This is a genomic window from Pseudomonas yangonensis (assembly GCF_009932725.1).
GTDB classification, from domain to species: Bacteria; Pseudomonadota; Gammaproteobacteria; order Pseudomonadales; family Pseudomonadaceae; genus Aquipseudomonas; species Aquipseudomonas yangonensis.
The window spans coordinates 74,829-86,999 of the sequence record NZ_BLJU01000015.1 but is presented as its reverse complement, the minus strand read 5'-3'; the positions used below and the strand labels follow the sequence as shown (position 1 = coordinate 86,999).

The window sequence follows — 12,171 nt, the reverse complement described above, 5'->3', positions numbered from 1 at the left end:
TGGTCCAGGGTCTGACAGACGGGCCTCCACTGGAGGCCCTTCTTTTTTCGGGAACAGTCATATGTTGTGGACTTTGCTTGCCATCGTGGTGGCGGGGCTCGGCGCTGCCGGTATCGCTCTGCTGCTGCGCAAACTGACGCGCAACAAGCTGCCGAAGTGGATCGTGCCACTGTTCGGTGGCCTGGGAATGCTGAGTTATCAGGTGTTCTACGAGTACTCCTGGTTCGAGCATCAGCAGGCGCGTCAGCCCGCCGAGTCGGTCGTCGTTGCGACTGAAGCGGGTCATGTGTTCTGGCGCCCGTGGAGCTACTTCGTGCCGATGGTCACCGCGTTCACCGTGCTCGACAGCAAGAGCGTCGTGCGCAAGCAGGTGGCGGACGCGCAAGTGGCCGAGTTCATGCTCTATCGCTTCGAGAAGCAGCACATCGATCACGTGTCGCATCAGGCGCATCTGCTCAACTGCACGACCGCCGAGCTGTTGCCGCTGGATGAGAAACAGCAGCCTCTGTTGGCGCAGCTCAAGCGTATCGACAAGGAAGATGCGCTTTATCGACTGACCTGCCAGTAACCGTCTGGACTTCAACCTGCCTTGCCGGCCCTTCGGCAAGGCGCGTGTTCCCCGCTTTTTGCGTGCCGATAGACCCAGGTCAATATTCGCGCCTGCCACCTGCATAGAATCGCCAGCCCCTGATTTTTCGAGCTTGCGGTCATGCCCCGTTTTCCCGAACTGCTGTCGCCTGCCGGCACCCTGAAGAACATGCGCTACGCCTTCGCCTATGGCGCCGATGCGGTGTATGCCGGGCAGCCGCGTTACAGCCTGCGCGTGCGCAACAACGAGTTCGACCATGCCAACCTCGCGCTCGGCATCGATGAGGCGCACGCGCAGGGCAAGCAGTTCTACGTGGTAGTCAACATCGCCCCGCACAACGCCAAGCTCAGGACCTTCCTCAAGGACCTGGCGCCGGTGATCGAGATGCGCCCCGATGCGCTGATCATGTCCGACCCCGGCTTGATCATGCTGGTGCGTCAGCACTACCCGCAGATGCCGATTCACCTGTCGGTGCAGGCCAATGCGGTGAACTGGGCCAGCGTCGAGTTCTGGCGCCAGCAGGGGCTGACGCGGGTGATCCTGTCGCGCGAGCTGTCGCTGGAGGAAATCGAGGAGATCCGCAGCGAGGTGCCGGGCATGGAACTGGAAGTGTTCGTCCATGGCGCGCTGTGCATGGCCTATTCCGGGCGTTGCCTGCTGTCGGGCTACATCAATCGCCGCGATCCCAACCAGGGCACCTGCACCAACGCCTGTCGCTGGCAGTACCAGGCCACGCCTGCGAGCGAGAACGAACTGGGCGAGATCGTCCGTGTGGTCGAGCCGACACTGGGCCAGGGTGCGCCGACCACCCAGGCATTCGTGCTGCAGGAAGCAGGGCGGCCGGACGATGAAATGACCGCCTTCGAAGACGAGCACGGCACCTACATCATGAACTCCAAGGACCTGCGTGCGGTGCAGCACGTCGAGCGCCTGGTGCGCATGGGCGTGCATTCGCTGAAGATCGAAGGGCGCACCAAGAGCCATTTCTACGTGGCGCGCACCGCGCAGGTCTACCGCCGCGCCATCGACGATGCGCTGGCCGGCAAGCCGTTCGACCCGAGCCTGCTGGGCAGCCTGGAGTCACTGGCCCATCGTGGTTACACCGAGGGCTTCCTGCGCCGCCATGTACATGACGAATACCAGAACTACCAGCGCGGCAGCTCGCTGTCGGAGCGTCAGCAGTTCGTCGGTGAGCTGACCGGCGAGCGCCGTGGCGAGCTGGCCGAGGTGCGGGTGAAGAACCGTTTCGCCGTGGGCGACGGCCTGGAGTTGATGACGCCGCAGGGCAACCTGCGTTTCGGCCTGGAGCACCTGCAGAACGCTAAAGGGCAGGCGCAGCAGGTGGCGCCTGGCAATGGCCACGTCCTGTATCTGCCGCTGCCGGCGGATGTGCAACTGGAATACGGGCTGCTGATGCGCGATCTCTAGGTTTTCGTAGGGTGGACGAAAAGAGCGATGCGCAGCCGCGGCAACCACAAAACCGTAGGAGGGGCTTTAGCCGCGATAAACGCTTGCCGCTGAAGCGCCTCCCACCTGAACAGTATGTGCGGTTGGAGGAAGCGCCAGCCACGGATGCACAGCCTGCCGCGACCACTAACCCATAGGAGCGGCTTTAGCCGCGATGTCTGCCGCGCCGCTGCGCATCTGTAGGAGCCGCTTGCAGGCGATGCGCGGTGGGCTGCTACATCGCGTGCTGGCGCCGGCGCCGGCTGGCCAGCTGACGCTCCAGCTCGCAAAGACTGTCGATGCCTTGGCGGCGCGCCTTGCTGAACAGCATCAGCGCCAGTTCGGCGGTGACCAGTGCGTCGGCGCTGGCGTTGTGACGTTGGTGCACCTGCAGACCGAATTCGGCGACCCACTCGTCCAGCCCACCCTGACGGATGCGTGACTGCGGGCACAGCAGCGGCGCGATTTCGGCGACGTCGAAGAAATTGTGCTGCAGGCGATAGCCCAGGTGCTGCTTGAGCGAGCGGGCCAGCATGCGCTGGTCGAAGCCCGCGTGGAAGGCCAGCAGCGGGCTGCTGCCGACGAATTCCATGAAGTCCAGCAGCGCCTCGGCGGGATCGACGCCGCGGGCCACTTCACTGGGGGCGATGCCGTGAATCAGGGTGCTGGCGCTGGCCTGATGATCGGGCTGGTGCAGCGTGCATTCGAACTGTTCGGCGAAGTCGATGGCGCCGTGGTCGATCACCACCGCGCCGATGGCCAGCACCTGATCACGGCGCATGTTCAAACCGGTGGTTTCCAGATCGAGCACGACGAAACGCTGCTGATGCAGAGGGCGCTCGTCGAAGGGCGCCGGCGCGCTCAGCTCGTTGCGGCGCTGCAACTGCTGCTGGGTCAGGGCCGGACCGCGGCCGGTGAACCAGGTGAACTTGCTCATAGCTGATACCTCATGGCCAGGCTGCTCTGCAGGCGCTGCGCCTGGCGGAACGACTCGCGCAGAATACGCCGGTCCAGGTGGTTGAGGTGGTCGGGGTCGACCCGATTGGAGTAGGGCAGCTCGTCGCGTGCCTGCAACTGGTGCTGCTGCATGCGCGTCTGCTGAATGAAGTGGTAGGCCTCTTCATAGGCGGCGCCGTCCAGCGCATCGATCACGCCCTTGGCGATCAGCGCACGCAAGCGCTCCAGGGTGCCGACCGCGCCGATGCCATCGGCCAGCGCGAGCAGGCGCGCCCCGTCGACGAAAGGCGTCAGGCCCTGCACCTTGAGGTCGAGGGTGTCCTTGTCGGCGCCGGAACGTGCCACCACGAAATCACGGAAGCGCCCGACCGGTGGTCGCTGGCGCAGGGCGTTCTCGGCCAGCATCTTCTGGAACAGGCTGTTGCTGGCGACGCGGCCGAGCAGCTCGCTGCGTAGCTGCTCGCAGCCTTCGTCTGGGCCCCAGATGGTGCGCAGGTCGAAGTAGATCGACGAGCGCAGCAGGTTCTCCGGCGTGGCTTCGAGGACGAAGCCGGCGAAGCGCCGTGACCATTCCTGGCGCGACAGGCACAGCTCGGGATTGCTGGCCATGATGTTGCCCTTGCACAGGGTGAAACCGCACTGTGCCAGGCGCTGGTTGATCTCGCGCGCGATGGGTAGCAGGCGCTCGCGAATGGCCGCGGCCTCGGCGGCATCGCTGGCCTCGAAGAGGATGCCGTTGTCCTGGTCGGTGTGCAGGGTCTGTTCGCGGCGGCCTTCGCTGCCGAAGCACAGCCAGGTGAAGGGGATGCCGGGATCGCCCATGTCCTCGAGGGTCAGCTCGATCACCCGGCATACGGTGTGGTCGTTGAGCAGGGTGACGATATGGGTGATCTGCGTCGAGCTGGCGCCGTGGGCGAGCATGCGATCGACCAGCAGGCGGATGTCGCTGCGCAGCCCGGCCAGCGTCTCGACCTTGCCGGCGTGGCGGATGGTGCGCGCCAGGTGCACCAGATCGACGCGCTGCAGGCTGAACAGATCGCGCTCGGAAATCACCCCGCAGAGTTTCTCGTGCTCCACCAGGCAGACGTGGGCGATATGCCGCTCGGTCATGGCGATGGCGGCATCGAAGGCGCTGGCATCCGGCGCCAGATGGAAGGGGTTGGGCGTCATCAGCTTGTCGATCGGCTGGGCCAGGTCGACACCGTCGGCGACAACGCGGCGCAGGTCGCGCAGGGTGAAGATGCCCAGCGGTCTGTCGGCCGGGTCGAGCACCACGATGCTGCCCACGTGCTGTTCATGCATCAGTCGTACGGCATCGCGCAGCGGCGTGTCTGGCGCGCAGCCGATGGGTTGGCGCATGGCCAGTTCGCCCAGGCGGGTGTCCAGCGAATACTGCGCGCCGAGGGTTTCCACTGCGCGCAGCTGCACCTGCTGGTTGACCTGATCGAGCAGGCTGCTGACCCCGCGCAGGGCGAAGTCGCGCAGCGGGTTGGAAACGGCGAACAGCTTGACGAAGGCGTGCTTGGCCAGCAGCAGGCAGAAGGTGTCTTCGGCTGCCAGGTGTTCGGTGCGCGTGGCACGCTCGCCGATCAGCGCGGCCAGAGGGAAGCATTCGCCAGCGGTGATCTCGAAGGTGGTCTCTGTGCCGCGCCTCGCGCTGTGTGGGCGCTCACCGTGCACGCGCCCCTGCTTGACGATGTAGAAGTGTTCGACCGGGCCATCGCTGGGCTTGATGATCGAGTCGCCCTCGGCATAGAAACGCAGCTGGCAGTGCTCGACCAGAAACGCCAGGTGAGCGGTGTCCATCTGGTTGAAAGGCGGGAACTTGTGCAGGAACTCCATGGTGCCGTGGATGTTCTGCAGCACCGCAGTTTTGCCCGCATCGGCCATCGCGTCGGCCTTGCTCATGGGCGTGCGCCTCGCAGTTTCGGGATGGTGCCAGTGTGGCTCTCGGCCACGCTGTTGCCCATTGCACCTAAGTAGGGTGCCGGGGCGCGGTTCTTGACGAAATTTTGACGTGTCCCCAGGCAGACTGCACCCGCCCATGTATTCCGTAAAGAGCAAGGCCTATCCATGCAGTCATCCGTACCAGCTGCCCGTGAGGCGGCGCAGGTCAGTGTTGCCAGTCACCTGGCTTTCATCCTCGGCAGCGCGCTGTGCATGCTGCTGCTGTTCGCCCTGGCCCGCCTGGGGCTGCTGGCCTACAACCAGGCGTTGATCGCCGATACGCCGGCCGGCACCTTCGTCGAATCCTTCGTCAACGGCGCGCGTTTCGACCTGCGCCTGATTGTCTACCTGTGCATTCCGCTCAGCCTGTCGCTGCTCAGCGTCACGGCGATGCGCGCGCGAGGTCTGCACGTCGCCTGGCTGACCTTCGCTACCAGCCTGTGCCTGTTCTTCGCCGTGGTCGAACTGAATTTCTATCGCGAATTCCACCAGCGCCTGAACAGCCTGGTGTTCCAGTACATGCAGGAAGATATCGGCACCGTGGCCAGCATGATCTGGAACGGCTTCCCGGTGCTACGCCTGCTGCTGGCCTGGGCCCTGGCTACGCTGCTGCTGGCCTGGCTGTTCCGCCGTATCGAGCGCGCCACCCGCGCCCGTGGCCACGCTGCGCCGCCGCGCTGGCCGGTGCGCACTGTCGTTTTCGTGCTGTTGCTGCTGATCTGCGTGGTCGCCGCTCGCGGCACCCTGCGCTCCGGCCCGCCGCTGCGCTGGGGCGACGCCTACACCACCGATTCGATGTTCGCCAACCACCTGGGCCTCAATGGCACCCTGACCCTGGTCGATGCGGCCGACAACTTCTTCTCCGACCACCGCGACAACAGCTGGAAGGCCACGCTGCCGGCCGAGGAGGCGCAGCAGATCACTCGCGACCTGCTGTTGACCCCGCGCGACAAGCTGATCGACGCCGACCAGGCCGCTGTGCGCCGCCTTTACACGCCGCCGGCCGAGGGGCAGTTGCCGCAGGTGCGCAACGTGGTGGTGATCCTCATGGAGAGCATGGCCGGGCGTTACATCGGCGCCATGGGCAATCAGGACGGCATCACGCCGTACTTCGATGCCCTGGCCAAGGAGGGCCTGCTGTTCCAGCGCGTGTTCTCCAACGGCACCCATACCCACCAGGGCATGTTCGCCACCATGGCCTGCTTCCCCAACCTGCCGGCCTTCGAATACCTGATGCGCATGCCGGAAGGCAGCCACCAGTTTTCCGGCCTGCCGCAGCTGCTCAGCGCTCGTGGCTACGACGACGTCTATGTGTACAACGGCAGCTTCGCCTGGGATAACCAGTCCGGGTTCTTCGCCAACCAGGGCATGCGCAATTTCGTCGGTCGTGACGATTTCGTCGATCCGGTGTTCATCGACCCGACCTGGGGCGTGTCCGATCAGGACATGTTCAGCCGTGGCGCCGATGAGCTGGCCAAGCTAGCCAGCCAGGGCAAACCCTTCTATGCGCTGCTGCAGACGTTGTCCAACCATACGCCTTACGCTTTGCCGGAAGACCTGCCGGTCGAGCGCGTCACCGGCCATGGCTCGCTGGACCAGCACCTGACGGCCATGCGCTATGCCGACTGGGCGCTCGGCCAGTTCTTCGCCAAGGCGCGCCAGCAGCCCTATTTCAAGGACACCCTGTTCGTGCTGCTGGGTGACCACGGCTTCGGCAACGACGAGCAGATCACGGAAATGGACCTGTCACGCTTCAGCATTCCGCTGCTGCTGATCGGCCCCGGCGTGCAGGAAACCTTCGGCAGCAGCCGCGACACCGTCGGCAGCCAGATCGACGTGGTGCCGACCATCATGGGCCGCCTCGGTCAGCCGGTGCAGCAGCAATGCTGGGGCCGCGACCTGCTGGCGCTACCCGAGGGCGACGCCGGCGTGGCGGTGATCAAACCGTCGGGCAGTGATCAGACCGTGGGCCTGGTGACCGGCGACAACATTCTGGTCAAGCCGCGTGACCGTGATGCGCGCCTTTATCGCTACCAGCTGGGCCACGAAGCCCGTGCCGAGGTGATCGACGACGCGCAGCGGCGCAGCGATCTGGAACGCAAGCTGTCGGCCTTCGTGCAGACGGCGACAGCCAGTCTGCTGGGCAATACCACCGGGGTGACGGCGGACAAAACAGCGCAGACCAAGCCCTGACTGCCTGTCGCGGCTAAAGCCCCTCTCACAACATCCAGCGCCCGTGAGAGGGGCTTCAGCCGCGACTGCCCAATAAAAAACCGCCCCGGAGGGCGGTTTATTCATTCGCGCAGCGTCCGCATCACAGACCGTTCCTGGCCTTGAATTCGCGACGGCGGCGGTGCAGCACCGGCTCGGTGTAGCCGTTGGGCTGCTTGGTGCCTTCGACCACCAGCTCCAGCGCGGCCTGGAAGGCGACGTTGTTGTCGAAGTCCGGGGCCATCGGGCGATACAGCGGGTCAGCCGCGTTCTGGCGATCCACCACCGGCGCCATGCGCTTGAGGCTTTCGACCACCTGCGCTTCGGTAACGATGCCGTGGCGCAGCCAGTTGGCCAGCAGCTGGCTGGAGATGCGCAGGGTGGCGCGGTCTTCCATCAGGCCGACGTCGTTGATGTCCGGCACCTTGGAGCAGCCAACGCCCTGGTCGATCCAGCGCACCACGTAACCGAGGATGCCTTGCGCGTTGTTGTCCAGCTCGTTGCGGATTTCCTCCTCGCTCCAGCTGGTGTCCTTGGCCAGCGGGATGGTCAGGATGTCGTCCACCGAAGCCGGGGTGCGCTTGGCCAGTTCGGCCTGACGGGCGAACACGTCGACCTTGTGGTAGTGCAGGGCGTGCAGGGTGGCGGCGGTCGGCGAGGGGACCCAGGCGGTGTTGGCGCCGGACAGCGGGTGGGCGATCTTCTGCTCGACCATCGCCGCCATCAGGTCCGGCATGGCCCACATACCCTTGCCGATCTGCGCGCGGCCCTGCAGGCCGGTGGCCAGGCCAACGTCGACGTTGTTGTTCTCGTAGGCACCGATCCAGGTCTCGCTCTTCATCGCGGCCTTGCGCACCACGGCGCCGGCTTCCATGGAGGTGTGGATTTCGTCACCGGTGCGGTCGAGGAAACCGGTGTTGATGAACACCACGCGCTCGCTGGCAGCCTTGATGCACGCCTTGAGGTTGACGGTGGTGCGGCGCTCTTCGTCCATGATGCCGACTTTCAGGGTGTTGCGGGCCAGGCCCAGCACATCCTCGACGCGGGCGAAAATTTCGCTGGTGAAGGCGACTTCCTCCGGGCCGTGCATCTTCGGCTTGACGATGTACACGCTACCGGTACGGGTGTTCTTGCGGGTGGTGTTGCCGATCAGGTTGTGCACCGCGATCAGGCTGGTGAACAGCGCGTCCTGAATGCCTTCCGGGATCTCGTTGCCTTCGGCGTCGAGGATGGCCGGGTTGGTCATCAGGTGGCCGACGTTGCGCACGAACAGCAGCGAGCGGCCATGCAGGGTCAGCTCCGAGCCGTCCGGCTTGGTGTAGACGCGGTCCGGGTTCATGGTGCGGGTGAAGGTGCTGCCGCCCTTGGACACTTCCTCGGCCAGGTCGCCCTTCATCAGGCCCAGCCAGTTGCGGTAGACCACCACCTTGTCGTCGGCATCGACGGCGGCGACGGAATCTTCGCAGTCCATGATGGTGGTCAGCGCCGCTTCCATCAGCACGTCTTTCACGCCGGCGGCGTCGGTGCTGCCGATGGGGCTGGAGGCGTCGATCTGGATTTCGAAGTGCAGGCCGTTGTGCTTGAGCAGCACGGCGATCGGCGCGCTGGCCTCGCCCTGGAAGCCGACCAGTTGCGCGTCGTCACGCAGGCCGCTGTTGCTGCCACCCTTGAGGGCAACGACCAGCTTGCCGTCGACTATGGCATAGCCGGTGGAGTCGACGTGCGAGCCGGCAGTCAGCGGCGCGGCTTCGTCGAGGAAAGCGCGGGCGAAGGCGATGACCTTGTCGCCACGTACCTTGTTGTAGCCCTTGCCTTTCTCGGCGCCGCCTTCTTCGCTGATCACGTCGGTGCCGTACAGCGCGTCGTACAGCGAGCCCCAGCGGGCGTTGGAGGCGTTCAGGGCGAAGCGCGCGTTCATCACCGGCACCACCAGCTGCGGGCCGGCCAGGCGGGCGATCTCTTCGTCGACGTTGGCGGTGGTGGCCTGGAAGTTTTCCGGCTCCGGCAGCAGGTAGCCGATTTCCTGGAGGAAGGCCTTGTAGGCGGCCGCGTCGTGAGCCTGGCCCTTGCGCGCCTGGTGCCAGGCATCGATCTGCGCCTGCAGCTCGTCGCGCTTGGCCAGCAGGGCGCGGTTCTTCGGTGCCAGGTCCTTGATGACCGCGGCGGCACCGGCCCAGAACTTGTCGGCAGCGATGCCGGTACCGGGAATGGCTTCGTTGTTCACGAAGTCGTACAGGGCTTTGGCGACCTGCAGGCCACCGACTTGAACGCGTTCAGTCATCACTTGCCTCACTCTCTGAGCTTTACTCAATCGCCGCTTCGGGCACCTCTGAAAACGACCTGCGGATCAGCGCCTGCGCTTTCAGAGAGGCTCGTCGGAGACGGGCTGGCCGTCTTGTAGTCCGTGGCGCGGCATACTACATCAAGATTCCGGGGAAATGCAGTGGTTGCGCGTCAGACTGCGACCAAAAGACTAATTCGGGTCATGCTGAATACGCTGTGTGTGCAAAAAGCGGCGCTATTGTTCCATAAAATAATTAAAAACGTACACGATTAATTGATCCCGCTACTGACAACGGCATCAATATGGCCTACGCGTCCCTCGCCTATACTGCCCGACACGCCTTCTGGAGCCTGTCATGACGGTTTCCGCCGCTTCTGCTGCCGATCTTGTCGATCTCATCCGGCTCTTTGCTGGCTACCTGCGTTTCTATCAGGTGCCACGGGCTGATGCGGACATCGCCGCCTTCCTTGGCTCGCGGCTGGAGCGCGGAGATTCGCGTTTGTTCATCGCCCGCGACGGACAGGGCGCCGCGCAGGGGTTCGTGCAGCTGTATCCCTTTCTGTCCTCGCTGGCGCTGGAACCGGCCTGGCTGCTCAGCGATCTGTATGTCGACGAAAGCGCGCGCCGCTGCGGCGTTGGCGAGGCGCTGATGAATGCTGCCCGCGCCCATGCCGAGGCAACCGGGGCCTGCGGTCTGCAACTGGAGACGGCGAAGACCAACCTGGCCGGTCAGCGTCTTTATGAGCGGCTCGGTTATGTGCGCGACGAACAGTTCTTCACCTACTGGTTGTCGCTGCGCGACTGACTTTCCCATCCTATGAACGAGTGAGGTAGTACATGGATCATCTGGTACTGACGGTGATTGCCGAGGACCAACCCGGCCTGGTCGAGCGTCTGGCCGGCTGCGTGGCCAATCATGGCGGCAACTGGCTGGAGAGCCGGATGGCGCGCATGGCCGGGCAGTTCGCCGGGATCGTGCGGGTGGATGTACCGGCCGAGGCTCATGGCGGCCTGATCAAGGAACTCGAGGGGTTGAGTGCGCAGGGCATCCGTGTGCAGCTGGCGGCCAGCGGTAGTGAACCAGGCGGGCGTTTCGCCGCGATTCGCCTGGAGCTGGTGGGTAACGACCGTCCCGGTATCGTGCGCGACATCACCCGCGTATTGGCCGAGCAGGGCGTCAACCTAGAGAGCTTGCTCACCGAGGTGGCACCAGCACCGATGAGCGGCGAGCTGTTGTTCACCGCCGAGGCGCTGCTCGCCGTGCCGGAAACGCTGGCCCTGGAGCAACTGCAGGCGCGCCTGGAGACCCTGGCCGACGATTTGATGGTGGAGCTGAATCTGCGCACCGAGGAGTGATATCCACGCATTGCGTGGATCAGCCTGTGGGTAAACTGGGGAGCCCCGGCGCACTGCCTAGTGCGCCGGGGCTTTTCACTGAGTGGTCAAAAATTAAGCAGGATCAAGGGCTTGTGCACAAATGCCGGGGATGGTTCTGTGGATAAGCCGGGGGCGAAGGTCGCCGTCCCAATGCTGGCGAGACTTCGCAGTCTGTGCGCATTTTTTGTTCAATGCTCTGGTGAAGCCGGTACGCGCGGCGCACCGGTCGTTCATTCGGTCGGGCGTTTGCGCAGGCTCAGCCAGATATCCAGGCTGTAAACCGCCAGACCTGCCCAGATGAAGGCGAAGGCCACCAGCTTGGCTGGATCGAAATGTTCGCCGAACAGGAAGATCGCCTGCAGCATCACCAGGGTGGGCGCGATGTACTGCAGGAAACCGAGCGTGGTGTAGGGCAGGTGGCGCGCGGCGGCGTTGAAGCACACCAGTGGCACCAGCGTGATGGGCCCGGCTGCGGCCAGCCAGAGCCATTGCGAGCTGCTCCAGAACTCGGGTTGGCTGCTCATCGCTGCCGGGTGCAGGGCCAGCCAGGTCAGCGCCACCGGCAACAGCAGCCAGGTTTCCACCACCAGGCCGGGCAGTGCAGCGACGGGCGCCTTCTTGCGGATCAGCCCATAGAAACCAAAGGTCAGTGCCAGCACCAGCGAGACCCAGGGCAGGCTGCCCACCTGCCAGACCTGTTGCGCCACGCCGATGGCCGCCAGCCCCACGGCGACCCACTGCAGGCGGCGCAGTCGTTCACCGAGAATCAACAGACCGAGCAATACGTTGACCAGCGGGTTGATGTAGTAACCCAGGCTGGCTTCCAGCATGCGTTCGTTGTTCACCGCCCATACGTACACCAGCCAGTTGCTGGCGATCAGCAGACCGCAGCCGGCCAGCACCGCCAGGCGTTTGGGGTGCTCGCGCAACTCGCGCCACCAGCCAGGATGCTTCCACAGCATCAGCAGGATCGCGCCGAACAATGCCGACCAGACCGCACGGTGGACAATGATCTCCAGCGACGGAATGTGCTGTATGGCTTTGAAGTAGATGGGGAACAGGCCCCAGATGACGTAGGCGGTAAGGCCCAGAATGTACCCGCGTTGCGGGTTGGCGGCGGCCATTGGCGATCCTTGGTTGGGCTGCAGATCGGCTGTTTGTTTCGACAGCCTGCTAACGGTTAGCCGCGAAATTTTAGCTTTCAGGCCCCAGGCTTGTCTGTTCGTTGAGCCTTTTCTGTATACCGAAGCGCTGGCAAGTCGTAAGGCAAACTTTACGCGGCGCGCACAACTGTATCGGTATGCGGGGGCTCGCTGGGTAGTCCAAATGCCGCCCCAGGCCCTTGGCATCGGACAAAAAG

General features: G+C 64.4%; 9 protein-coding genes. 5 read left to right on the top strand and 4 right to left on the bottom strand.

The features are described 5' to 3' along the window. The first annotated feature begins 61 nt into the window (after positions 1-61). Together GYB81_RS16310 and trhP are read left to right on the top strand one after the other, a co-directional pair. The gene (locus tag GYB81_RS16310) at positions 62-568 is read left to right on the top strand and encodes a hypothetical protein (RefSeq protein WP_161866021.1); all 507 of its coding nucleotides are present in this window, start codon (positions 62-64) and stop codon (positions 566-568) included. 141 nt (positions 569-709) lie between these two features. Continuing rightward, positions 710-2,017 (top strand): prephenate-dependent tRNA uridine(34) hydroxylase TrhP, encoded by a 1,308-nt coding sequence (gene trhP / locus GYB81_RS16305; RefSeq protein WP_161866020.1) that lies wholly within the window; start codon positions 710-712, stop codon positions 2,015-2,017. Between the two features lie 253 nt (positions 2,018-2,270). On the opposite strand, the gene GYB81_RS16300 is transcribed toward trhP, so the two are convergent. Both GYB81_RS16300 and GYB81_RS16295 read right to left on the bottom strand, forming a co-directional pair. Next, a complete protein-coding gene (locus GYB81_RS16300) occupies positions 2,271-2,972 on the bottom strand; it encodes a 3'-5' exonuclease (protein ID WP_161866019.1) in 702 nt (233 codons plus the stop codon). Further along, on the bottom strand, positions 2,969-4,900 hold the full coding sequence (locus GYB81_RS16295; protein ID WP_161866018.1) for a putative nucleotidyltransferase substrate binding domain-containing protein: 1,932 nt from the start codon (positions 4,898-4,900) through the stop codon (positions 2,969-2,971). The genes GYB81_RS16300 and GYB81_RS16295 overlap by 4 nt, the downstream gene beginning before the upstream one ends. A gap of 165 nt (positions 4,901-5,065) precedes the next feature. On the opposite strand from GYB81_RS16295, the gene GYB81_RS16290 reads away from it, so the two are divergent. Further along, positions 5,066-7,132, top strand: coding sequence for an LTA synthase family protein (locus GYB81_RS16290; RefSeq protein WP_161866017.1), 2,067 nt, complete (start codon positions 5,066-5,068; stop codon positions 7,130-7,132). Positions 7,133-7,253: 121 nt separating this feature from the next. On the opposite strand, the gene GYB81_RS16285 is transcribed toward GYB81_RS16290, so the two are convergent. Beyond that, entirely contained in the window at positions 7,254-9,431 is a 2,178-nt protein-coding gene (locus GYB81_RS16285) for a malate synthase G (RefSeq protein ID WP_161866016.1), read from the bottom strand. 358 nt (positions 9,432-9,789) lie between these two features. Here GYB81_RS16285 and GYB81_RS16280 point away from each other — a divergent pair, with 358 nt between their 5' ends. Both GYB81_RS16280 and GYB81_RS16275 read left to right on the top strand, forming a co-directional pair. Continuing rightward, complete coding sequence (locus GYB81_RS16280) at positions 9,790-10,239, top strand: GNAT family N-acetyltransferase (RefSeq protein ID WP_161866015.1); 450 nt, start codon at positions 9,790-9,792, stop codon at positions 10,237-10,239. A gap of 32 nt (positions 10,240-10,271) precedes the next feature. Further along, the gene (locus GYB81_RS16275) at positions 10,272-10,790 is read left to right on the top strand and encodes a glycine cleavage system transcriptional repressor (RefSeq protein ID WP_161866014.1); all 519 of its coding nucleotides are present in this window, start codon (positions 10,272-10,274) and stop codon (positions 10,788-10,790) included. Between the two features lie 251 nt (positions 10,791-11,041). Here GYB81_RS16275 and rarD read toward each other — a convergent pair whose 3' ends face one another. Further along, positions 11,042-11,935: an EamA family transporter RarD gene (gene rarD / locus GYB81_RS16270; protein WP_161866013.1), complete on the bottom strand. Its 894-nt coding sequence runs from the start codon at positions 11,933-11,935 to the stop codon at positions 11,042-11,044. Positions 11,936-12,171 lie beyond the last annotated feature (236 nt).

Bases quoted from the DNA above. Each gene is read 5' to 3' on its own strand.
- GYB81_RS16310 (WP_161866021.1), top strand. From the start codon at position 62: ATGTTGTGGACTTTGCTTGCCATCGTGGTGGCGGGGCTCGGCGCTGCC.
- trhP (WP_161866020.1), top strand. From the start codon at position 710: ATGCCCCGTTTTCCCGAACTGCTGTCGCCTGCCGGCACCCTGAAGAAC.
- GYB81_RS16300 (WP_161866019.1), bottom strand. From the start codon at position 2,972: ATGAGCAAGTTCACCTGGTTCACCGGCCGCGGTCCGGCCCTGACCCAG.
- GYB81_RS16295 (WP_161866018.1), bottom strand. From the start codon at position 4,900: ATGAGCAAGGCCGACGCGATGGCCGATGCGGGCAAAACTGCGGTGCTG.
- GYB81_RS16290 (WP_161866017.1), top strand. From the start codon at position 5,066: ATGCAGTCATCCGTACCAGCTGCCCGTGAGGCGGCGCAGGTCAGTGTT.
- GYB81_RS16285 (WP_161866016.1), bottom strand. From the start codon at position 9,431: ATGACTGAACGCGTTCAAGTCGGTGGCCTGCAGGTCGCCAAAGCCCTG.
- GYB81_RS16280 (WP_161866015.1), top strand. From the start codon at position 9,790: ATGACGGTTTCCGCCGCTTCTGCTGCCGATCTTGTCGATCTCATCCGG.
- GYB81_RS16275 (WP_161866014.1), top strand. From the start codon at position 10,272: ATGGATCATCTGGTACTGACGGTGATTGCCGAGGACCAACCCGGCCTG.
- rarD (WP_161866013.1), bottom strand. From the start codon at position 11,935: ATGGCCGCCGCCAACCCGCAACGCGGGTACATTCTGGGCCTTACCGCC.